This is a genomic window from Leisingera sp. (genome assembly GCF_034669605.1).
Classification (GTDB): domain Bacteria; phylum Pseudomonadota; class Alphaproteobacteria; order Rhodobacterales; family Rhodobacteraceae; genus Leisingera.
Map to the genome: position 1 here is coordinate 1 of NZ_JAXMOX010000020.1, position 22559 is coordinate 22559.

A 22559-nucleotide genomic window follows, 5' to 3' on the forward strand; every position below is an offset into this window, starting at 1 on the left:
GAAAAAGGGCCACTCTTTCGAGCGGCCCTTTCTATTATCTCACCTGAGTGGCTCCCGGCGATTTTCCTGCGGAAAACCGCCTGCCGCCACCAGACGGCAAAGCCGTCTTACTCGGTGATTTTCGACACGACGCCGGCGCCGACGGTGCGGCCGCCTTCGCGGATCGCGAAACGCAGGCCGTTTTCCATCGCGATCGGGGCGATCAGTTCAACGTCGAACTTCAGGTTGTCGCCCGGCATCACCATCTCGGTGCCTTCCGGCAGGGTCACGGTGCCGGTCACGTCGGTGGTGCGGAAGTAGAACTGCGGACGGTAGTTCGCAAAGAACGGCGTGTGACGGCCGCCTTCTTCCTTGGTCAGGATATAGGCTTCGGCTTCGAACTTGGTGTGCGGGTTCACCGACTTCGGTGCGCACAGAACCTGGCCGCGCTCAACACCGTCGCGGTCGATGCCGCGCAGCAGGGCGCCGATGTTGTCGCCGGCTTCACCGCGGTCCAGCAGCTTGCGGAACATTTCCACACCGGTGCAGGTGGTGGTCTGGGTGTCGCGGATGCCGACGATTTCGATCGAATCGCCAACGTTGATCACGCCGCGCTCGACACGGCCGGTCACAACGGTGCCGCGGCCGGAGATCGAGAACACGTCTTCAACCGGCATCAGGAACGGCTGGTCAACCGCACGCGCCGGGGTCGGGATGTATTCGTCGACAGCCGCCATCAGCGCCTTGATCTTCTCTTCGCCGATTTCAGGCTTGGTGCCTTCCATTGCGGCCAGAGCCGAACCGGCGATGATCGGGATATCGTCGCCCGGGTAGTCATAGGACGACAGCAGCTCGCGGATTTCCATTTCCACCAGCTCCAGCAGCTCTTCATCGTCGACCTGGTCGACTTTGTTCATGAAGACAACCATGTGCGGGATGCCGACCTGGCGGCCCAGCAGGATGTGCTCGCGGGTCTGCGGCATCGGGCCGTCAGCCGCGTTCACAACCAGGATCGCGCCGTCCATCTGCGCCGCGCCGGTGATCATGTTCTTCACATAGTCAGCGTGGCCGGGGCAGTCGACGTGGGCATAGTGGCGGGTGTCGGTCTCATACTCGACGTGGGCGGTCGAGATGGTGATGCCGCGGGCTTTTTCTTCCGGTGCGCCGTCGATCTGGTCGTAGGCTTTGAAGTCACCGAAGTATTTGGTGATTGCTGCGGTCAGCGTGGTTTTGCCGTGGTCAACGTGGCCGATGGTGCCGATGTTGACGTGCGGTTTTGTACGCTCAAACTTTTCCTTAGCCATTCCTTAGGCGCCCTTTTGAAACAGGGGTCATGCATTGACCCGGTTACCTCTGCGCGGGCGGATTATTTGGTTTGAGCGGAAAAATCAACCCGTTCCTGCTTGACGGAGACGGAATTCGCACGGCTAGCCGGCTGCCGCCGGCGCGGCAGCATCCGCAGCGGCGCCGCTGCCGGGGGCCGCCGCCGGGCGCGGTGCGAACCATCCCTCTTCCTTGTGCTGCTCCGCCATCCATTCCTCAACCTTGTCGGCAATATTGACCGCCAGCCCCTGGATCTGCTGTTCCTTGGTGCGCGCATGGCCGGACCCCAGCAGCGCGCTTTCGCCCGTGGTGCTTTCAAAGATCTCCATCTGGTGCTTCTTGGCCAGGAATTTCTTTTCCGCCACGTCATAGACAAAGACGTTCACCACCACGGCGCTTTTGGGCGAGAACAGCACCGGCACGCCGGGCGGCGCCAGCATGAACCCTTCCAGCGTTACGGCCACATCATATTCCTGCGCGCCCTGATACCGGCGCAGGCGGGTTTCCAAGGCGTTCTTGATCGCCGCATCCCATTCGCTGTGATCCGCATTACGGGACAGCGGCCATTGCAGCGCTTTCTCAGTATAGACATGCGTTACCCGCGCCTGAAACGCGCCGAGGTCCTCGGGCGCTTCGTCGAGCCGGGTTTCACCGCAGGCGGCGAGCAAGCCAAGTGCTGCCAGAATGGAAAGAATGCGGATCATGGACACCCCCAAAGGAAATTCGGTCCCGCCCAGATAGCCGGGTAAAGCGCAGCGGGTAAAGGTTTGGAAACAGCCCCCCCCCGCGCAGGTGGCGCGGGGGGCACAGAGTGAAGCGGAACAATGCCGCCCTATTTGAACTTGTAGTCGCGCGGGAAGCCGTGCGGCGGGCGCTTGCCGATCCCGGCCCGCTTGCCCAGCCATTGGCTGAGATCGGCCTCGTGCCGGGTCTTGCCGCCGCCCATTTCCCACTTAAGGCCGTCATCCCAGTTGAATGTGGTGATGTCGCTGAGACCGCCGTCCAGTTCCAGCGCCCCCTGCTTGCCGCGAGCCATGTTGTATTTCTGCAAGCGCACGCCTTTGCCGCGGGTGAGTTCCGGCATCTCCTCGACCGCGAACACCAGGAACTTGCCATTTTCCGAGACAATGGCGACGTGGTCGCCTTCGACCGGGATACAGATCTTGGCGTGGTCGTCATCCTTGACGTTCAGCACCTGCTTGCCGCTGCGGGTCTGGGCGACGATTTCCTTTTCGGCGCAGATGAAACCGTTGCCCGCATCCGAGGCGACCAGCAATCGGCCCTCGGGGTTGTGGATCAGAAGGTCGACGATCTCAGCTTCGTTGGGCAGATCGACCATCAGACGCAGCGGTTCGCCCATGCCGCGCCCGCCCGGCAGATTCGAGGCTGACAGCGTGTAGAAACGGCCGTTGGAGCCGAACACCAGCAAACGGTCGGTGGTTTCCGCATGGAAAACAAAACGCGGGCCGTCGCCGTCCTTGAACTTCAGTTCGCGGCTGAGGTCGATATGGCCGGTCATGGCCCGGATCCAGCCCATCTGGCTGCACACAACAGTGATCGGTTCGCGGTCGATCATCGCTTCCAGCGGGACATCCTCGACCTCGCCCGCTTCGGCAAAGCGGGTGCGGCGGGCGCCGCCGGCGTAGTCCTTGCCGAACTGCTTCTTGGTCTCTTTCAACTGCTCGGAAATGCGGGACCACTGCAGCCCCTCCGAGCCCAGCAGTTCGACCAGCCCGGCGCGTTCCGCACGCAGGGCGTCGCGTTCGCGGACCAGTTCGATCTCTTCCAGTTTGCGCAAAGACCGCAGGCGCATGTTGAGGATCGCCTCGGCCTGCACTTCGGTCAGTTCGCCGGCGCCCTGGGCCGGAGTGATGTAATCGGCTTCGGTGAAGGCGCGCGGGTGGTCCGCGCTCCAGTCCTCCCGGATCAGGGCGGCCTTGGGGTCCTCGTCATAGCGGATGATGTCGATCACCCGGTCGAGGTTCAGGAAGGCGATGATGAAACCTTCCAGCACCTCCAGCCGGTGGTCGATCTTTTCCATCCGGTGCTGCGAGCGGCGCTGCAGCACGTCGCGGCGGTGGTCGAGGAAGGCGCGCAGCACCTCTTTCATCGAGCAGACCTTGGGGGTCACCCCGTCGATCAGCACGTTCATGTTGAGGCTGAAGCGGATTTCCAAGTCCGAGTTGCGGAACATCATGTTCATCAGAACCTCGGGGTCCACGTTCTTGGACTTGGGTTCGAGGATGATGCGGATGTCGTCCGCCGATTCGTCGCGCACATCCGCAAGAATCGGCACCTTCTTGGTCTGAATCAGCTCGGCAATCTTCTCAATCAGCTTGGATTTCTGGACCTGATAGGGAATCTCGGTGACCACGATCTGCCACTGGCCGCGGCCCAGGTCCTCGACCTCATGGGTGCAGCGCAGGCGGAAGGAGCCGCGCCCGGTGCTGTAGGCCTTGGCGATGTTTTCCTTGGGCTCGACGATGACGCCGCCGGTCGGGAAGTCCGGCCCTGGCACGTAGTTCAGCAACGTGTCGTCGCGGGCATCCGGGATTTTGATCAGATGGAGACAGGCGTCGATCAGTTCAGCGATGTTGTGCGGCGGGATATTGGTCGCCATGCCGACCGCAATACCCGCGGCACCGTTGGCCAGAATGTTCGGGAAGGTCGCGGGCAGCACCGCCGGTTCGGTCAGACGGCCGTCATAATTGTCGCGGAAATCAACCGCGTTCTCATTGAGGCCGTCCAGCATTGCCTCGGCAACAAAGGTCATCCGCGCCTCGGTGTAGCGCGAGGCCGCCGGATTGTCGCCGTCGATGTTGCCGAAGTTGCCCTGGCCGTCCACCAGCGGGTAGCGGACGTTGAAATCCTGCGCCAGGCGCGCCATCGCGTCATAGATCGCGGCGTCGCCGTGCGGGTGGAAGTCCCCCATGGTGTCGCCGGAGATCTTGGCCGACTTTAGAAAACCGCCAGAGGAGCTGAGCCGCAGGCGGTTCATCGCATAGAGAATCCGCCTATGCACCGGCTTCAGCCCGTCGCGCGCATCCGGCAGCGCCCGGTGCATAATAGTGCTGAGCGCATAGGTCAGATAGCGCTCGCCAATGGCGCGGCGCAGCGGTTCCAGGATTTCGCCTTGTTCGGGGGCGGACGGCATGTCGGGGTCTTCTACCAGATCGGTCATGGATTGGTGATACTGCCGACGCCGGAATTGGTAAAGCGGGCGCAGGCGAAATTCGCACTGTCCTGCGCCGCTCCAGCTGCGGCAGATGCGGTTTGGGGGAGAAGCCGGCCGACTCTCCCCTGTTTCCGCGGCCTTAACCTGCCCTAGATAAAAAGGAACCAGGCAGCAGCGCCGCGCGTTTTTTCTTGAACAAATGCAATTCTGTGCAGCTGCCCGCGTGGTGGTACTAGGGGGACCGGTTATGTCGCGATTTATTATTGTCTCTTTCGCTTTTCTGGGCTGGGGCTTTTATGAACTCAGCGGGGGGGCTGACTTCGAGCCGCGCAAGGAGCGGCCGGACGCCCTGGAAATTGCCAAAGCGGCCTTTGCCGCACCGGGTGAGACCGGGCAGGACAGCCGCAGCAGCCGTGGCGGCGAGAATGCCAAATCGCTGATTCGCAACGTGACTTTTCGCCCGGCCGGCAGGGAGCAGGAGGCAGCAGAGCCTGTGCGGCCGGCCGCAGACCCGCAATTGCAGTCGCGCGTGGCGCTGCGGCAGATCACACAAGCCGGTCTTGCGATCAGTGACAGCAGCACCGGGTTTCCGGCGGTTGCGGGGCACGCCGGTCCGGACGGCCCGCTGCAGCTGGCATCGCTGGAAGGCGGAATTTCCGGGATTCAGGCCGCCTCTGCAGGATCTGAGATGCTGGCTGAACCCAGGCCAGAACCGGATAAAGACATCCGCCACATCAGAGCGTCGCGGGTCAACATGCGCCAGGGGCCGGGCACCAATTATCCGGTGATTGCGCGCCTCCTGGGCGGGGACGAGGTCATCGTGTTTGAGGACAGCGGCACCGGCTGGCTGCACCTGCGCGCACCCGGCAAGGGCAAGGCCGGCTGGATTGCCGCTTCCCTGGTGAGCAAGAAACGCCCATAACTGCTGCAGCGCATTCCCGGGGCAAGAGGCGGCTGCATGAAAAAATCCATCCTGATTACAGGCTGCTCCTCGGGGATCGGCCTGGATGCAGCCCGCGGCATGCGCGAGCGCGGCTGGCGGGTGTTTGCCTCCTGCCGGCAGCAGCGCGACTGCGACCGGATGCGTGCAGAAGGGTTCGAGAGCCCGCGGATCGATTACACCGATCCGGAGAGCATCACCGCAGGCCTTGGCGAAGTGCTGGACGCCACCGGCGGCACCCTTGACGCCTTGTTCAACAACGGGGCCCACGGGCTGCCGGGCGCGGTGGAGGACTTGCCGACCGACGCATTGCGCACCATCTTCGAAGCGAATTTCTTCGGCTGGCACGAGCTGACCCGGCAGGTGATACCGGTGATGCGCCAGCAGGGGCACGGGCGGATCGTGCAGAATTCCTCAATCCTTGGGTTTGTCAGCTTTCCCTGGCGGGGCGCCTATGTAGCGACCAAATACGCGTTGGAGGGGCTGACCGACACCTTGCGGGTGGAATTGAAGGGGACCGGCATCCACATGGTGCTGATCGAGCCCGGTCCGGTCACCTCGAAAATCCGCGAAAAGTCGATCCCGCATTTCGAGCGTTTTATCGACTGGAAGGCCTCGCCATTGCGCGATCTCTACGAATCCCGCCTGCTGAAGCGGCTTTATGAAAGCAAGGGACCGGACCGGTTCGAGCTGCCTGCGTCTGCGGTTACGGCCAAGCTGGCGCACGCCTGCGAATCCCGCCGTCCGCGCGAACGCTATTTCGTCACCACCCCGACCCATATCGCGGGGTTCCTGCGCCGGGTCCTCAGCACAAGGGCAATTGACCGCATCCTGGTGAAGCTCGGATAGCGGATTCACGGTCGCCAACGGACCGGACGCAGGGTAGAGGAAGGCACGGAATTGATGCGCCTATGAGGGACAATATGAGCGATCCGCTGTACTATCTGGGACTGGCGGCTGTTGCCGCCGTGGTTGTGGCACTGGTCGTCGGCATCGGCGGCTTTGGCAAAGGCGGCGAGTTCAACCGCAAGAACGCAAACAAGATGATGCGCCTGCGCATCCTGTTTCAATTCATTGCGGTGGTGGTTCTGCTGGCCTACGTCTATCTGCGCAGCAAGGGAGGATAACCTGCAATGGTCGTTCTGAACAAAATCTACACCCGCACCGGCGACAAGGGTGAAACCGCACTGGGCAACGGCGATCGCGTGGCCAAGCATTCGGCGCGGGTCAATGCCTATGGCACCTCGGATGAACTGAATTCTTTTGTCGGCGTGGCACGGCTGGAGGCCGAGGGCGACATGGATGCCGCATTGGCCCGCATTCAAAACGATCTGTTCGATCTGGGCGCCGATCTGTGCCGGCCGGAAATGGAAAAAGACGCCGAGGCTGAATACCCGCCGCTGCGGGTGGCCGTGGCGCAGGTTGAGCGGCTGGAAGCAGAGATCGACGGCATGAACAAGGACCTGGATGCACTGCGCAGCTTCATCCTGCCGGGCGGTTCGAAACTGGCGGCGCATCTGCACGTCTGCCGCACCGTTGCCCGCCGCGCCGAACGGCTGGCCACCGACCTTAGCACTTCTGAGGAGGTGAACCCGGCTGCGGTCAAATACCTGAACCGGCTGTCGGACTGGTTTTTTGTCGCAGCCCGCGCGGCGAACAACGGCGGCAAGGACGATGTCTTATGGGTTCCGGGCGCCAACCGCTGATTCCCCTGCCTGCGGCCTGATTCGCGATTTCGTGCCGGTTTTCGGCCGATCCCGCGGGCAACGCGTCATTTGCCTGCCCGCGGCGGCGTTAATCCGGCAGGCAATTTTCCCTCCGGAAACATTCTTGCAAAAATGATGTTCCAAATCCGCAAACGCGACGTCGGCGTGCGCTAACGTGACGATTTTGCCCTGTTGCAGGCGCACACCAGCCGGTATCAACGCAGCGAGAGCATGGAGGGGAGTCGCCCAAAGGCGGCTTGCCGTTTGTTAAGGAGAGAACGCAAAATGAAGGTACTTGTGCCTGTCAAGCGCGTGATTGACTACAACGTGAAGGTCCGCGTCAAAGCGGACGGCAGCGGTGTCGATCTCGCCAACGTGAAGATGTCGATGAACCCCTTCGACGAAATCGCCGTCGAAGAAGCCATCCGTCTGAAAGAAGCCGGCAAGGCTGACGAGGTGATTGCGGTTTCGATCGGCGTGAAGCAGGCCCAGGAAACCCTGCGCACCGCGCTGGCGATGGGCGCCGACCGCGCCATCCTGGTTGTTGCTGCCGACGACGTGCATACCGATATCGAGCCGCTGGCGGTTGCCAAGATCCTGGCCAAAGTGGTCGAAGAAGAACAGCCGGGCGTCGTGCTCTGCGGCAAGCAGGCGATCGACAACGACATGAACGCAACCGGCCAGATGCTGTCGGCGCTCTTGGGCTGGTCCCAGGGCACCTTTGCCTCTGAACTGGACATCGAAGGCGACAGCGCCAAGGTGACCCGTGAGGTCGACGGCGGCCTGCAGACCATTTCCGTGAAGATGCCCGCCATCATCACCGTGGACCTGCGCCTGAACGAGCCGCGCTATGCGTCGCTGCCGAACATCATGAAGGCGAAGAAAAAGCCGCTGGCCGAGAAAACCGCCGCCGACTACGGCGTCGACGTCACGCCGCGCCTGGAAATCGTCAAGACCGAAGAGCCGCCGGCACGCGCCGCAGGCATCATGGTCGGTTCCGTCGACGAGCTGGTTGAGAAACTCAAAGAAGCGGGGGCTGTGTAATGGCTGTTCTTCTCCTTGCTGAAGTGACCGACGGCGCGCTGGCGCTGGACGCAACCGCAAAAGCCGTGGCCGCTGCCTCCAAGCTGGGCGACGTGACCGTTCTGGCCGCTGGCGCCTCCGCTGCTGCGGCTGGCGAAGAAGCTGCCAAGATCGCAGGCGTTGCCAAGGTACTGGTTGCCGAGGACGCATCGCTGGGCCACCGCCTGGCGGAGCCGACCGCGGCGCTGATCGCCGGCCTGGCCTCCGACTTTGAGCACATCGTTGCACCGGCCACCACCGACGCCAAGAACGTTCTGCCGCGCGTTGCCGCGCTGCTCGACGTGATGGTGATCTCGGACGTGTCCGGCATTGTCGACGGCAGCACCTTCGAGCGCCCGATCTACGCCGGCAACGCGATCCAGACCGTGAAGTCGAACGACGCCAAGAAAGTCGTCTCGATCCGCACCGCGTCCTTTGATGCAGCCGGCGACGGCGGGTCCGCTTCGGTCGAAACCATCTCGGCCGCGGCAAACCCGGGCCTGTCCGAATGGGTCGAAGACAAGGTTGCCGCAAGCGACCGTCCCGAGCTGACCTCGGCCGGCATCGTTGTTTCCGGCGGCCGCGGCGTTGGCTCCGAGGAAGACTTCAAACTGATCGAAGGCCTGGCCGACAAGCTGGGTGCCGCAGTTGGCGCCTCCCGCGCTGCCGTCGACTCGGGCTACGCCCCGAACGACTGGCAGGTCGGTCAGACCGGCAAGGTTGTTGCCCCGGACCTGTATATCGCTGTCGGCATCTCCGGCGCGATCCAGCATCTGGCCGGCATGAAGGACTCCAAGGTCATCGTGGCGATCAACAAGGACGAAGAAGCACCGATCTTCCAGGTTGCCGACTTCGGCCTGGTTGCCGACCTGTTCGACGCCGTCCCGGCGCTGACCGCGAAACTGGGCTAAGCCCTGTCCGGCAACCGACCAATCAGAAAAGGCCCGCCATCCGGCGGGCCTTTTTGCGTCCCATACCAGCGGTGCGCTTATTTCCGGATCAGCGGCGTAAGACGGTCTGCCAGAGCACCGGCAATCCGCAGGTGTTCCTTCGGGCCGATCATATGGCGGGCGGCAGGCAATTCCATTTGACCAAAGATCATGCCGCCGATGTCCTGTGCAACCGCCGCCGAAGAGGCTCTGAGCTCCAGCACTCCTTGCACCTTGGGGCGCAAGGCATCGGCCATGAACCGGTCGACCAGGACCGGTTCCTCAGGAAAGCCGGCTTCGGCATCCAGCTCATAGCGGAGCCATAGCAGCAGAACACGGCCTTCAAGTGCCTCGACCAAAACACTCATCCGCTCAATCCAGCTGCGCTGCAGCTGTTCCTGCACCTGCGCAAACCGCTGGCCGGAGATGTCCCGCAGGGTGCACAGCAGATGCTTGTTGAAATGAAAATCCGTGAAATCCACTTCCGGGTAAAGCGTCTTGAGGGCCGCGTGGGCCTGCAGAAACCGGTCATTGCGGCGCGGGTGCACCCGGTAATAGGGGTTCGAGATGTTCTGCGCGCCCAGCATCTGCACCACAGATACATCCGCCTGCCTGGCAATCCCGATCAGGGAGTCATCCTGCGCGAAACTGTCCAGCCCGGCATTCACACTGCCCAGGTTGATGCAGTCCAGTCCAAGCTGAGTTTGGAGGGAGTCGACAAAGGGAAATTCAACGAATCGCCCGTAAACTTCGGTTCCACCAAGAAACGCGACATAGGGCTTGTCCAGGGACCGTTGCGGGCCCCGGACCAGCAGCCTGGAACGCCCATATCTGCATGGTTCCCCCGAAAGCGCCCCCGCGCTTTTGAGTTCATAGCTCATTTCACCACCATTTTTCACCCGAGACTCACCTTGCCTTGCAAGGATTTCAAATTCCCTAAAGTGAGAATTTGCCTTAAATCCATCCCGGCTGCCCTTGTGCCTGCCCTTCGCCCGCCAGTAAGGTTGCGGCAGATATTTCAGGAGCCTGTGGCATGGAAATTCAGAAGGTTGGAGTGATTGGCGCCGGGCAGATGGGCAATGGCATAGCCCATGTTCTGGCGCTTGCCGGGTATGAGGTCGTGCTGAACGACGTCAGCCAGCAGGCGCTGGACGGGGCTCAGAGCCTCATTCACAAAAACTTGGCCCGCCAGGCTAGCAAGGGAAAGATCCCCGAGGCCGAGGCGGAAGCTGCGCTGGCGCGTATCACCCTGTCTCTGAAGCTTGCCGATGTTGGCGCAACCGATCTGGTGATCGAAGCCGCCACCGAGCGGGAAACCGTGAAACAGGCCATTTTCGAGGATCTGCTGCCGCATCTGCAGCCGCACACGATCCTGACGTCCAACACGTCGTCGATCTCGATCACCCGGCTGGCCAGCCGCACCGACCGGCCGGAACGCTTCATGGGGTTCCATTTCATGAACCCGGTGCCGGTGATGCAACTGGTTGAATTGATCCGCGGGATTGCCACGGATGAGCCCACCTTCAACGCTTGCCAGGAAGTCGTCGCACGCCTGGGCAAGACGTCTGCCAGTGCGGAAGACTTCCCGGCCTTCATCGTCAACCGGATCTTGATGCCGATGATCAACGAGGCGGTCTATACGCTTTATGAAGGGGTTGGATCGGTCAAATCGATCGACGAATCGATGAAACTGGGGGCGAACCACCCGATGGGGCCGCTGGAGCTGGCGGATTTTATCGGCCTGGATACCTGCCTGGCAATCATGAACGTGCTGCATGACGGGCTGGCGGATACCAAATACCGCCCCTGCCCGCTGCTGACGAAATACGTCGAGGCCGGCTGGCTGGGCCGCAAGACCGAGCGCGGGTTTTATGACTACCGCGGCGAAACCCCGGTCCCGACACGCTGACCTGAACCGGCAGGAGGGGGCCAGCCCCCTTCTTGCCCGCACAGCCAGTTCTCCTCCGGGATTTTATTCGCACGGAGCAGAAGCGGGGCGGTCAGTCCTGTTTGCCCAGGTTAAGCGTGTGCTCGCGCAGCCAGGCCATAAAGCCCCGCGGATCGCTTTGCAGTTGTTCCATCTGCGCGTCCGTCAGCGGCTTGCCCACAACCGGCGCCTGCGGCTTGTTGCAGGAGCGGACAATCTCACGCAGTAGCAGCCCCTGACGCAGGATCGGGGAGATCCGGCAGGCAATCTGGTACCAGCGTGAATTGTGGCCTGGGAAGTATATCGGCACCACCCGGGCCCCGGAGCGGCGGATCAGCTGCGCAGTGAAGACATTCCATTCGCGCTCGACCGCCGGGCCGAACCAGCTGTCGGAGGACATAACCACGCCGGACGGGAACAGCGCCACCGCGCCGCCCTGCTTGAGAAAGGTCATCGTCTTGGCCCGCATGTCGACCATCTTGCGTTGGGCTTCGGGGTCATGCGGGAAGGGCACCGGAATCATGAAGGAGGTTGCCGCCTCGTCCAGGCCGGTCAGAACCGAGCGGGTCAGAATACGGTAGTCCAAGCGGCGGCGGCCAATCAGATCCGCAAAAATCATACCGTCGACCATCCCATGCGGGTGGTTGGCGACAATCACCACAGGCCCGTCTTCGGGGATATTATTGATCTGCTCTTCCGGCGTTTGCAGATCGATGCCCATTATGTTGAGCGCCCCCCGCCAGAACTTCTGGCCGCGGTATTCCGCGTTCTGCTTCTCGAATTTGCTGACCATGCGCAGGATGGTCAGTTTCCCGGTGCACCATTCGATGGTCTTGATTGCCAGCGACGTCCAGCGGTCGTCAAAGGAATTGGCATAGGTCAGCGTGCGGCGGTCATAGACCTCGCCCGTTTGATCAGCGGCTTCCGGCGCGGCGCCGGTATTCCTGTCGTGTGCGGTATCCGCCAATGTGCCTTTTCCCGTTCCGTCGCCTGCGCCGAGCTAGTAGCCCTCGCCGAACTTGCCGGCCACAAGGGCCTCCAGCGCATGCGCCAGCGCATCAGCATCGGGCCCCGAAGTCTCGACGTCAATAGTCGTTCCTTTCGAGGCTGCCAACATCAAAAGGCCCATAATACTGTCGCCCGAGGCGGACAGCCCGTCCCTCAGCACCTCTGCCGTTGCGTCAAACGCTTCGACCACCTCGACCAGTTTGGCGGAGGCGCGGGCGTGCAGCCCCTTTTCATTGATAATTTTCAGCGTCTTCAAAGCCATTTATTATGCCTGCTCCCCGTCAGGGTTTACGTTTTGCGCGTTTATGTACTTGCGCCCGGCCTCCATTGCCTGCCGGACCGCATCAGCCACTGGCAGGTGGCGGGATTTTGCCAGTTTGATCAGCATTGGCAAATTGGCACCGTACAGAATACGGCGATCCGCCGGGGCGCAAGCCTTGAGACTGAGGTTGGACGGAGAGCCGCCGAACAGGTCTGTGACCACGACAACGCCGCCGCCGCTGTCCACCTCATTGGCAGCCTTGCAAATCTCATCCTGCTTGTGGTCCCGGTCATCCTCCGGGCCGATGGCAATGGCCATCAGGCACGGCTGAGGACCCACAACGTGTTCCACAGCGGCAAGATACTCCCTTGCCAGCCCGCCATGCGCTACAATCACAATCCCGATCAACCCGGCCTCTCACTTCTTTTGCTGGCCTTGCAGCTCGCGGTGTCTAATTGACACTTGCAGACCATCTTCCGCAAGAGCTTTGGCCAGGGTTTCCGCCATCGTCACCGACCTGTGCTGTCCGCCGGTGCAACCGAAGGCTATCGAAAAATGCGATTTTCCCTCCGCCCGGTAGGCAGGCAGCAGCAGGCGGGTGAGGTCCAGCACCCGGGAGAAAAATGGGGTGAACCGGCTGTCTGACTTAACATAGTCCTGTACCGCCTTGTCCGTCCCGTTGTGCCGGCGCAATTCGGGCCGCCAATAGGGGTTGGCCAGAAAACGGCAGTCGAACACCATGTCGATGCCATGCGGCATTCCACGTTTGTAAGAGAAACTTTGCACCGAAAGTGCGAGCGCCCGGCCTTCGGGCGCGAACCAGCGTTCAATCTCCGCCTTCAGCTGGTGGACATTCATGTCCGAGGTCTCCAGCAGGATATCCGCCCGGTCCCGGATCGGCGCCATCAGATCAAGCTCGCGGCGCACGCCCTCACCCGGCGATTCCGCAGGCGCCAGCGGGTGGCGGCGGCGGGTCTCCGAATAGCGGCGCAGCAGCACATCAGGCTTCGAATCGAGGTACAGCACGGTCAGCTCCACCTCGCGGCGGCCTGACAGCATGTCGATCACATCCAGCAGCGCCCGTGGCGAAAAATCCCGGTTGCGGCTGTCCAGCCCCAGTGCCATCGGGCGCGGTGCCGCAGCAGCATCGATCAGGCCGGGCAACAGCCGGAGCGGCAGGTTGTCGATCGCTTCAAAACCGAGGTCTTCAAGCACGTTGATCGCCGTTGTCCGCCCCGCCCCGGAGGGTCCAGTGACCAGCACTGCCGGGACCGCCTTTTGTTCCGCTTCACGCATCGGGGTCCAAAGCCCCGCATCTGAGATACTGCATCAGGGCCGGAGCGAAATGCGCACCCTCCACCCGCTTGAGCCGAGGCACCTCCTGCCCCAGCAGAAGCGTGTTGTGCCGCATCGGAAGGCGTTCTGTTTCGGCCTCATCCAGGTCCACCAATGCCGCCACCGGTACAGGGCTGCGGATCTGCGCGCGCAGCAGGCCCATGTACCGCGCCTCGATCAGTCCGCGGATCGGCTCTGGGACGCTGGCGACCACCTGCCCGTCCAAAAGCTGCAGCAACACCCGGTCATCGGCAACCAGCTGGGCGCCAAAGGCCATCAGCTGCAGTGCCAGCGCGGATTTTCCCTGCCCGGAGGTGCCAGTGATCAAAAGCCCCCGCCCCTCCATCGCGACGCAGGAGGCATGCAGGATAAGGCTTTCTGTATCAGACATGGCTACACCGGCAGACCAACCACAAACCGCGCCCCCAGCGGTTCCGATGTCACATCCGCCTCAGTCGGGCGAATGTTTTCGGCCCAAACCACGCCGCCGTGCGCCTCGACAATCTGTTTCGAGATTGCCAGACCGAGTCCTGAATTGTTACCGAAATGCTCTACCGGGCGCTGCGAGTAGAAGCGTTTAAAGATCTTCGACAACGCCTGCTCCGGGATGCCAGGGCCAGTATCCTCGACCACGATCAGCACCCGGTTGGCACGGCGTCGCGCCCAAACGCGGATGGCGTCGCCCTCCTCGCAGAAAGAGATCGCATTGGTGATCAGATTGACAAAAACCTGCGCCAATCGTGCTTCAAGGCCTTGCAGCTGAATGGGCTGGGCGGGCAAGTCCGTGATATAATCGATCCCCTTGGCACGTGCATCTTCCCCCAAGTATTGGTTGAGGTTGCCCAGCATGGCCAGCAGATCAAAGTCCTCTTCCTCTTCCTTGACCAGCTCGGCATCCAGCCGCGAGGCGTTGGAAATATCGCTGACCAGCCGGTCCAGGCGGCGGACATCGTGTTCGATCACATCCATCAGCTTTTCGCGCTGGTCATCACGGTGGACCATGCGCAGCGTGCCGACGGCCGATTGCAGGCTGGCCAGGGGGTTCTTGATTTCATGCGCCACATCGGCAGCGAATTGCTCATTGCTGTCGATCCGGGAGTACAACGCTTTGACCATTCCGCGCAGAGCCCGGCTCAGCCGTCCGATTTCGTCCGGCCGGGCAGACAGATCGGGAATCCGGATCCGGCCCGGATTGGACTGGCGGCTGCCGCGCTCTCGGCCAAGCTCGGCTGCCTCAGCGAGATCGGCCAGCGGGTTGGCGATGGTCGAGGCCAGCACCAAGCTTAGCCCGACCGAGACCAGCAGGGCGACGACAAACATCTGCAGCACCCGCTCCTGCTCGCCTCGCACCAGAGCGTCCACTTCGCCAGTGGGGGAGGTCAGCGCGATGACGCCGGCTGCCTTGTCATTGTGCATGATCGGCGTTGCCGCGGAGATCACCCAGCTGCCGGTGGTGTCAACCACAGTTTCAATGCCGGTGCCGCCGTTCATGGCCCGGTCGACCAAACCGCCCAGCCGTTCCTCTAAGGCCGGCCCTAACGCGGCGGAATTGGCAGCCGCCGCACCGCCGCCATCAGCGATGCCCCACAAGGCCGAAAGCGCATCGCTGATCAGCGTGCGGCTTTGGCCGCTGTCATTCAACACGTTCAGGGCATCGCTGCGGTCGACACCCTTGATGCTGGAAATCAGATTGCCGGTGGTGTCGAACACAAAGGCCTCGACGCCGCTGCGCAGGCTGAGCCGCGCCAGGGTGTCCTCCACCTGGATGCCATCACCTGCGGCAAAGCTGACCGCGCCTGCGGCCGGCATTTCGGCCTCAAATACATCCGCTGCCAGCATCGCCTCCGACACCAATGTGCCCGCCCGCTGTTGCACCAGGCTTTGACGCGAGGAATTCAGATACAGGATTCCGGTGACCAGGATGATCAAGGCGATCAGGTTGAAGGTGATGATCTTCCGGGTCAGCGGCGACCCCTTGAGCGATAAAAGCCCCCGGCGCGCGCGCTTAACCTGCATTTCCCGCGTGACGGATTGCTCAGGGGTGACCCAGTCTTCCCCTAGAACAACATCGCCGTCCTGCTGGCGTTGCGTAATGCTGGTATCGCGCATGCGCGCCCACTCCTTCGGCCCGGAGGCAAACTGCCCCGCTGAAACGTGCCGTTTATTCTTCGTTATAACGGTAACCGATTCCATAAAGGGTTTCGATGGCCGCAAAATCCGAATCTGCGCTGCGCATTTTCTTGCGCAAGCGCTTGATGTGGCTGTCGATTGTGCGGTCGTCGACATAGACTTGATCATCATAGGCCACATCCATCAGCTGGTCGCGGCTTTTTACAAAACCCGGCCGCTGGGCCAGCGCTTGCAGCAGCAGGAATTCGGTGACCGTCAGGGACACGTCCCTGCCCTTCCAGGCGACCGCGTGGCGCAGCGGGTCCATGCGGAGGTTGCCGCGCTCCATGACCTTGGCTTCCGGACTGGCCGTACCTGCCTCATCATTGCCAAGCGCCTCCTGACGGCGCAAGAGCGCCCGGATCCGTTCAACCAGCAGCCGCTGGGAAAACGGCTTTTTCACATAATCATCCGCGCCCATGCGCAGTCCCAAGACCTCGTCGATCTCATCGTCCTTGGAGGTGAGGAAGATCACCGGCATCTGAGATTTTTGGCGCAGCCGCTGCAACAGGTCCATGCCATCCATGCGCGGCATTTTGATATCCAGCACCGCCATGTCCGGCAGCTTCTTATTGAATGCGTCCAGCGCCGCCTGGCCGTCGTTATAGGTTTCCACCTCAAAGCCTTCGGCCTCAAGCGTCATGGAAACGGATGTCAGGATGTTCCTGTCATCATCTACCAATGCAATCTTTGACATCGGAATTGCCCCTAATCTGCTCTGTTATGTTTTGTTTTTTACCACTTTCATCGCCGTTATGGTGCCCCGAATCAATCCCATTTGAAGAATCGGGGCGATCTTTGGTCCCGATTAGGGCAAAAATACCTTAGCGTCTGCTGAACAAGCGGCCACCGGCACCGGCCTAAACTGATGGTTGCGCTAAACATTGCCTTGGTGGCGCTAACTGGGGAGGACCGGCCTGTTCACTGCCCAAAACGACGTGTTAAGACCCAGCCACCGGCAGCGATGCCGTTTTCTATTGCCCCACTGGCGCAGCCGCGCAGCCTGCGTGCCGCCCGCGCCGCCACAGGAGAAAAAACGCATGACATCTGGACGGGTTAACCCGCAATTCCGCCTCGAGGATCAGGGCATCGAGGGTCTGGGGAATGTCTACTACAACTTCATGGAGCCAGCGCTGATCGAAGCTGCTCTGAAACGCGGCGAGGGCACGCTCGGCAATGGCGGCGCATTCCTGGTGACCACCGGCAAATTTACCGGCCGCTCCCCCAAAGACAAGCACGTTGTCAAATCCGACAGCGTCCGCGACTCCATCTGGTGGGACAACAACGCAGCGATGAGCACGGAAGGCTTTGACGCGCTTTATGCCGACATGCTGGAGCATATGAAGGGCAAGGACTACTACGTCCAGGACTTGGTGGGCGGCGCTGACCCGGCCCATGCGATCAATGTCCGCATGGTGACCGAGCTGGCCTGGCACAACCTGTTCATCCGCACCATGCTGCGCCGTCCCGACCGCGAGGACCTGGATGATTTCATCGCGGATTTCACCGTCATCAACTGCCCTGGCTTCCAGGCCGATCCCAAGAAGCATGATTGCCGCTCTGAAACCGTCATCGCGATGAATTTCGACCGCAAGATGATCCTGATCGGCGGCACCGAATACGCAGGCGAGAACAAGAAATCCGTGTTCACTCTGCTGAACTACCTGCTGCCGGAAAAGGGCATCATGCCGATGCACTGTTCCGCCAACCACGCCAAGGGCAACCCGGTCGACGCCGCCGTGTTCTTCGGCCTCAGCGGCACCGGCAAGACCACCCTGTCCGCCGACCCCGACCGCGTCCTGATCGGCGATGACGAGCATGGCTGGGCGTCCAACGGCACCTTCAATTTTGAGGGCGGCTGCTACGCCAAGACCATCAATCTGAACGCTGAAGCCGAGCCGGAGATCTATGCCACCACGTCGAAGTTCGGCACCGTGATCGAGAACATGGTTTTTGATCCGGAAACCAAGGCGCTGGATTTCAATGACGACAGCCTGACTGCGAACATGCGCTGCGCCTACCCGCTGCATTACATTTCCAATGCCTCAAAAAGCGCCCGTGGCGGCCACCCGAAGAACATCATCATGCTGACCTGTGATGCCTTCGGCGTGCTGCCTCCGATCTCACGGCTGACCCCGGCGCAGGCGATGTACCACTTCCTGTCGGGCTTCACCTCCAAGGTGGCCGGCACCGAGCGCGGCGTGACCGAGCCGGAGCCGACTTTCTCCACCTGCTTCGGCGCCCCCTTCATGCCCCGCCGCCCCGAAGTCTACGGCAACCTGCTGCGTGAAAAGATCGCCCAGCACGGCGCGACCTGCTGGCTGGTCAACACCGGCTGGACCGGCGGCGCCTATGGCGTTGGCAGCCGGATGCCGATCAAGGCGACCCGCGCGCTGCTGACCGCCGCACTGGACGGCTCGCTGGCCGAGGCTGAGTTCCGCAAGGACAGCAACTTTGGCTTTGACGTACCGGTCACGGTGCCCGGCGTGCCGGAAGTGCTGCTGGACCCGCGCCGCACCTGGGACGACCAGGAAGCCTATGACCGCCAGGCGGCCAAGCTGGTTCAGATGTTCTCCGACAACTTCGGCCAGTACCTGCCCTATATCGACGAGGATGTGAAAGCAGCCGCCATCGGCTGATCCCCTTTTCAACATCCCTCCGACTCCTGAAAACCCCGGCCCCGCGCCGGGGTTTTTCATTCCAGGAAATAATTTTTCTAGTAAACGCTTCCTTAACCCCTCCAGCGCAATTCTTCCGCAAAGGCAGCTTTACGGCAGCTGTGCAAAATTTTTCGCCAATTCCGGGGAGAGGTCAGAATGGACAAAGAGGCTTTAACGGTTTTCAACAGCATTTTCAGTTCCGGCAGCGCCTTTGTGTACCGCTGTGCCAATGACGAGAATTTCACGATGAAATTCATGGCCGGGCAAATCGAAAAGCTTTGCGGCTGCCCCAAATCGGACATCCTAGGAAATGCAAAGGTATCCTACGTCAGCTTGACGCACCCCGAGGACATCGACCGCGTCTTTGCCAATGTGGACGCCGCCATCGAAGCGCGGGAGAACTGGGACGTCGCCTACCGGCTGAGCCGGCCGGACGGCACAGCCGCCTGGGTGCGCGAGCGCGGCAATGCGGTCTATGATGACAGTGGCGAAATGGTATACCTTGAGGGGCTGGTGGTGGATGCCTCGGCCGAAGTCAACCTGCGCAAGGAACTCGAGAACACCTTGCGGAAGACCGAAGCGGACAATGCCGAAATCCTCAAGCTGGCAGAGAATATCCTGCGGTCGGTTCAGAAACTTTCGATCCTGGCCATCAATGCGGGTATCGAGGCCGCCCGGGCCGGAAAGGCCGGACAGGGCTTTGCGTTTCTGGCGCGTGAAATCAAGGCGCTGGCCGACGAGAACAACGCTTGGGCAAACCGGATCACGGATCAGATGGCGGGCCGGGACAGCTCAGCCCGCGACAAGATCATGCGCGCACGGGCACCGGATCAGACCTGAAGCGAGCCTGTGACCATGTCCCGGACCTTGACCGCATAGCGGTCAGTCGTGCCGGAGACAAAGTCTGCAAGCGAGTGCATGGCCGTATACGGGTCTTCCACCCCGCGCAAATCCAGATCCACGGCGCGGATCAGCTGCTTCCAGTGGGGGTGTTTCTTGGCCAGCCGTTCCTGATCCCACGCACAGGCAGCGAGATCGGCATAAAGACCCTGAAAGTGATCGAGAAGGCGATGCAGCACCTGGCGGCCGGCAACTTCCAGCTGTGTCTTGCGGCGCGCTGCAAAGATCCGCTCCACCGACAAACGCTGCAGTTCGGAGAAGGAGTCTGCCTTGGCAGAGGCGCCGATCAGATCGCCGTCGAACTCGCCGCTCATAATAGCGTCATAATTATCCATGAACGCCTGCACTGCCGCGCTGGTGGCAGCCCCGATTGATAAGGCACGCAGCAGGGCGACCCGGTCATTCAGCGGCATGGCCGCGTCTTCCTCACGGTTGCGTTTGCCGGTGATGTCCTCCAGTACCGCTGCCACGTCGGAGCGGTCCAGATCGCCGACCGCGCCTGCATCTTCGATGTCCATGATCCGGTAACAGATATCGTCCGCCGCCTCGACCAGAAATGCAAGCGGATGCCGGCGGTACCAGCCTGCACCTTCGCGCAGCATGCCAGTGGCTTCGCATATTTCGTCGAGCAGTCCGGTGTCAGAGGCAAAGACGCCGAATTTCTTGAGGCCTGTATAGGGCGCCGGACCGTCACCGCAGACGGCATCACGCACCAGCCGGGTGCAGGGGTATTTCAGGAAGGCGCCCAGTGTTGCATAGCTAAGCCGCATACCGCCCTCGCGCCGCGCCATTTCCAGCCGCCCGGCGATCCGCAGCCCTTGGGCGTTGCCTTCGAAATGGGCAAACTCAGCCTGCTGGTCCGCCGGGATCCGGGCAGCCAACCCGTTTCCGGACTGAAATTGCGCTGCAAACCAGCCGCCGATGCTGTCCTCGCCTGAGTGCCCGAAGGGCGGGTTGCCGATATCATGCAGCAGGCAGGCAGCCTGCACGTGGCCTGCAATGCGCAAAACCTGATCTGGAGAGATGCGGCCTTCCTGCAGCAGAGCATGGCCGGCACTGGTGCCGAGCGACCGGCCGACGCTGCAGGTCTCCATGCTGTGAATCATCCGGTGATGCACATGGTCGTGGCTGTACAGCGGATGCACCTGGGTCTTCTGCGCCAGACGGCGGAAGGGTTCGGAGAACAGGATGCGGTCATAGTCCTGCAAATAGGCCTCGCGGCCCGGAGCCTCGGGATAGTCTGGACGGCACAGCCGCCCCGGATTCAGCAGCCTGTTCCACTCCATCGCCATTTGCCTGCTCCTTTGCCTGTTTGAAGGCGGTTAAACGGGAGGCCGGGCGGAAATGCAATCGCTTCAGCGCGGCCTGATCCCGGCGGGTTCCAGCTTATGCTCGGGCTCCACGTGAATCACCGGCTGCGCGTCGGGGATGGAGGCCGTCAGCGCGGCCTCGACCCGGTCGCAGATGTCGTGAGCGGCCCGGACAGACATGGCGCCGTCGACCACCATGTGGAACTCGACAAACAGGGCGCGGCCGGCGCGGCGGGTCTTCAGCCCATGCACCTGCATCGCCCCATTGGCGGTAGTATGAATGATCTCCTCGATCCGGGCGCGCTCGCCTTCGGGGGCAGCTGTGTCCATCAAGCCGTTCACCGATGCCGCAATCACCAGCCAGCCTTCGCGCAGGATATTGATCGCAACCAGGATTGCCAGCAGCGGGTCAAGCACTGCCCAGCCGGTGGCCAGCGCCAGCACCAAGCCGGCCAATACCCCGGCCGAGGTCCAGACATCGCTCATCAGATGCCGCCCGCCCGCAGACAGCGCCGGTGAATGCAACCGGCGTCCGGCCTGCAGCAGCATCCGCGCCCAAGCTAGGTTCACCCCCATTGCCACCGCATTGACCACCATTCCCGCTGCGCCCCATTCGGCTGCGGCCGGGCGGCTCAATGCATTCACGGCTTCATGCACAATCACCAAAGCGGCGATGACAATCATGGTGCCTTCAGCCACAGCAGAGAAATATTCAGCCTTGTGATGGCCATAGGGATGGCCCGCATCCGGCGGCCGCTGGGCGTAGCGCACGGCAAACCAGGCCATTACGGCGCCGCCGATATTCACCAGCGACTCCATTGCATCCGACAGCAGCGCGACCGACCCGGTCATCATCCAGGCTGCCGCCTTCAACCCCATGACCGCCAGCGCGATCAAGATCGAGCCTGTTGCAAGCTGCTCCGCGCTCAGCCTTTGGTGCATGGTCCGTTCCTCCAGCCCCTGATCACATCAGCAAGCCGCGGCGCAGCAGATTCACCCCTGCAATCAGCAGAACCACCAGCGTTGCACGGCGGAACAGCACTTGGTCGATCCGGTCATGCAGCTGCCCGCCCACCCACATGCCTGCCACGGCCGGCACAATCAGTGCCAGCGAGAACGGTGCAGTATCCGCCCGCATCACACCTGAGCCGATATGCGCCGCCAGCAACGCCACGGCTCCAAGGCCGTAGATCACTCCCTGAACGCGGATTTGCTCGGTCTTTTCAGTGCCGAGCGCAGTCAGGTAGGCAACCGTCGGCGGCCCCCAAATCCCGGAAACCCCGCCAATAAGCCCGGCGACCCCGCCCACGGCAGCTTCGCTGCGGCGGGTTGGCTTGCGGATAGAGAATGTCTTTCCCATCAGCTGGAGCAAGGCAAATCCCGTGACCGGCACCCCGATTGCCAGCAGCAGTGCTTGCTGCGGCAACAGGCGCACGGACTGAGCGCTCAGCAGCATGCACAACAGCCCCGTCAGCAGAAACACCCGGAATTTCCGGATCGAGCCTATCGCGGCCCGCGGTCCTTGACGCAGCGCCTGCATCCCGTTGGCCACCAGTGTCGGAAGAATCAGCCCTGCCAACGCCAGGTCAGGCTGCAGAAACACGCTGAGACCGGAGATGAAGATCATAGGCATGGCAAAACCGATCAGGCCTTTGACCGTGCCCGCCAGCAATGCAATGCCAAAGGCCGCTGCCAGCTCTGCCGGGGAAATGAGAAAAAACAATGCTGTCATATACCCGATCTACCACATCCGCAGCGTGCTGCACTGGCAAAATATACGCGCAAGATTTGATCCAAATGCCGCGGCAGGGAGTATTTTTGTTGCGCTGCACCTGCAAAATGATTTACCACCGAGCGACCGGAAAAGGATCTGA

24 protein-coding genes are annotated in these 22559 nt (G+C 61.8%); 10 read left to right on the forward strand and 14 right to left on the reverse strand.

Annotation, left to right across the window (positions count from 1 at the left end; translation table 11 throughout):
• Positions 1-107: 107 nt before the first annotated feature.
• The 3 genes from tuf to parC all read right to left on the reverse strand — a co-directional run bounded on the left by tuf (position 108) and on the right by parC (position 4483).
• Entirely contained in the window at positions 108-1283 is a 1176-nt protein-coding gene (tuf, locus tag VOI29_RS04095; protein ID WP_323776164.1) for an elongation factor Tu, read from the reverse strand.
• 123 nt (positions 1284-1406) lie between these two features.
• Complete coding sequence (locus tag VOI29_RS04100) at positions 1407-2006, reverse strand: hypothetical protein (RefSeq protein ID WP_323776165.1); 600 nt, start codon at positions 2004-2006, stop codon at positions 1407-1409.
• Between the two features lie 128 nt (positions 2007-2134).
• Positions 2135-4483, reverse strand: a complete 2349-nt coding sequence (gene parC, locus VOI29_RS04105; protein WP_323776166.1) for a DNA topoisomerase IV subunit A — start codon at positions 4481-4483, stop codon at positions 2135-2137.
• 241 nt (positions 4484-4724) lie between these two features.
• Between parC and VOI29_RS04110 the strand changes: the two genes are divergently transcribed.
• From VOI29_RS04110 to VOI29_RS04135, 6 genes are all read left to right on the forward strand, one after another.
• Positions 4725-5399, forward strand: coding sequence for an SH3 domain-containing protein (locus VOI29_RS04110; RefSeq protein ID WP_323776167.1), 675 nt, complete (start codon positions 4725-4727; stop codon positions 5397-5399).
• A 36-nt stretch (positions 5400-5435) separates the two neighbouring features.
• Positions 5436-6266, forward strand: coding sequence for an SDR family NAD(P)-dependent oxidoreductase (locus VOI29_RS04115; RefSeq protein ID WP_323776168.1), 831 nt, complete (start codon positions 5436-5438; stop codon positions 6264-6266).
• Between the two features lie 74 nt (positions 6267-6340).
• Positions 6341-6544, forward strand: coding sequence for a twin transmembrane helix small protein (locus VOI29_RS04120; protein WP_323776169.1), 204 nt, complete (start codon positions 6341-6343; stop codon positions 6542-6544).
• A 6-nt stretch (positions 6545-6550) separates the two neighbouring features.
• Complete coding sequence (locus tag VOI29_RS04125; protein WP_323776170.1) at positions 6551-7123, forward strand: cob(I)yrinic acid a,c-diamide adenosyltransferase; 573 nt, start codon at positions 6551-6553, stop codon at positions 7121-7123.
• A 285-nt stretch (positions 7124-7408) separates the two neighbouring features.
• A complete protein-coding gene (locus VOI29_RS04130; RefSeq protein WP_323776171.1) occupies positions 7409-8167 on the forward strand; it encodes an electron transfer flavoprotein subunit beta/FixA family protein in 759 nt (252 codons plus the stop codon).
• Positions 8167-9096, forward strand: coding sequence for an electron transfer flavoprotein subunit alpha/FixB family protein (locus VOI29_RS04135; protein WP_323776172.1), 930 nt, complete (start codon positions 8167-8169; stop codon positions 9094-9096). Before VOI29_RS04130 ends, VOI29_RS04135 begins: the two co-directional genes overlap by 1 nt.
• 77 nt (positions 9097-9173) lie before the next feature.
• On the opposite strand, the gene VOI29_RS04140 is transcribed toward VOI29_RS04135, so the two are convergent.
• Entirely contained in the window at positions 9174-9995 is an 822-nt protein-coding gene (locus VOI29_RS04140) for a DUF6473 family protein (protein ID WP_323776173.1), read from the reverse strand.
• A gap of 152 nt (positions 9996-10147) precedes the next feature.
• On the opposite strand from VOI29_RS04140, the gene VOI29_RS04145 reads away from it, so the two are divergent.
• Positions 10148-11023: a 3-hydroxybutyryl-CoA dehydrogenase gene (locus VOI29_RS04145; protein ID WP_323776174.1), complete on the forward strand. Its 876-nt coding sequence runs from the start codon at positions 10148-10150 to the stop codon at positions 11021-11023.
• Between the two features lie 91 nt (positions 11024-11114).
• Here the strand turns inward: VOI29_RS04145 and VOI29_RS04150 are convergent, their stop codons facing one another.
• From VOI29_RS04150 to VOI29_RS04180, 7 genes are read right to left on the reverse strand one after another with little or no spacing between them, the layout of a single operon-like run.
• Positions 11115-12008: a lysophospholipid acyltransferase family protein gene (locus VOI29_RS04150; protein ID WP_323776175.1), complete on the reverse strand. Its 894-nt coding sequence runs from the start codon at positions 12006-12008 to the stop codon at positions 11115-11117.
• 33 nt (positions 12009-12041) lie between these two features.
• Positions 12042-12311, reverse strand: coding sequence for an HPr family phosphocarrier protein (locus tag VOI29_RS04155; RefSeq protein WP_024088502.1), 270 nt, complete (start codon positions 12309-12311; stop codon positions 12042-12044).
• A 3-nt stretch (positions 12312-12314) separates the two neighbouring features.
• Positions 12315-12719 (reverse strand): PTS fructose transporter subunit IIA, encoded by a 405-nt coding sequence (locus tag VOI29_RS04160; protein ID WP_323776176.1) that lies wholly within the window; start codon positions 12717-12719, stop codon positions 12315-12317.
• Positions 12720-12728: 9 nt separating this feature from the next.
• Positions 12729-13607 (reverse strand): RNase adapter RapZ, encoded by an 879-nt coding sequence (rapZ, locus tag VOI29_RS04165; protein WP_323776177.1) that lies wholly within the window; start codon positions 13605-13607, stop codon positions 12729-12731.
• Positions 13600-14037, reverse strand: a complete 438-nt coding sequence (locus tag VOI29_RS04170) for a serine kinase (protein ID WP_323776178.1) — start codon at positions 14035-14037, stop codon at positions 13600-13602. The genes rapZ and VOI29_RS04170 overlap by 8 nt, the downstream gene beginning before the upstream one ends.
• A 2-nt stretch (positions 14038-14039) precedes the next feature.
• On the reverse strand, positions 14040-15755 hold the full coding sequence (locus tag VOI29_RS04175; protein WP_323776179.1) for a sensor histidine kinase: 1716 nt from the start codon (positions 15753-15755) through the stop codon (positions 14040-14042).
• Positions 15756-15807: 52 nt separating this feature from the next.
• A complete protein-coding gene (locus VOI29_RS04180) occupies positions 15808-16512 on the reverse strand; it encodes a response regulator transcription factor (RefSeq protein WP_323776180.1) in 705 nt (234 codons plus the stop codon).
• A gap of 343 nt (positions 16513-16855) precedes the next feature.
• On the opposite strand from VOI29_RS04180, the gene VOI29_RS04185 reads away from it, so the two are divergent.
• Positions 16856-18454, forward strand: coding sequence for a phosphoenolpyruvate carboxykinase (locus VOI29_RS04185; protein WP_323776181.1), 1599 nt, complete (start codon positions 16856-16858; stop codon positions 18452-18454).
• 177 nt (positions 18455-18631) lie between these two features.
• Positions 18632-19315, forward strand: coding sequence for a PAS domain-containing protein (locus tag VOI29_RS04190; RefSeq protein WP_323776182.1), 684 nt, complete (start codon positions 18632-18634; stop codon positions 19313-19315).
• Here VOI29_RS04190 and dgt read toward each other — a convergent pair.
• From dgt to VOI29_RS04205, 3 genes are all read right to left on the reverse strand, one after another.
• Positions 19306-20667: a dGTP triphosphohydrolase gene (dgt, locus tag VOI29_RS04195; RefSeq protein WP_323776183.1), complete on the reverse strand. Its 1362-nt coding sequence runs from the start codon at positions 20665-20667 to the stop codon at positions 19306-19308. The genes VOI29_RS04190 and dgt overlap by 10 nt on opposite strands.
• Before the next feature lie 63 nt (positions 20668-20730).
• Positions 20731-21627 (reverse strand): cation diffusion facilitator family transporter, encoded by an 897-nt coding sequence (locus tag VOI29_RS04200; RefSeq protein WP_323776184.1) that lies wholly within the window; start codon positions 21625-21627, stop codon positions 20731-20733.
• A gap of 22 nt (positions 21628-21649) precedes the next feature.
• A complete protein-coding gene (locus tag VOI29_RS04205) occupies positions 21650-22417 on the reverse strand; it encodes a sulfite exporter TauE/SafE family protein (RefSeq protein ID WP_323776185.1) in 768 nt (255 codons plus the stop codon).
• Between VOI29_RS04205 and VOI29_RS04210 the strand changes: the two genes are divergently transcribed.
• The gene (locus VOI29_RS04210; protein ID WP_323776201.1) at positions 22317-22559 is read left to right on the forward strand and encodes a hypothetical protein; all 243 of its coding nucleotides are present in this window, start codon (positions 22317-22319) and stop codon (positions 22557-22559) included. The genes VOI29_RS04205 and VOI29_RS04210 overlap by 101 nt on opposite strands.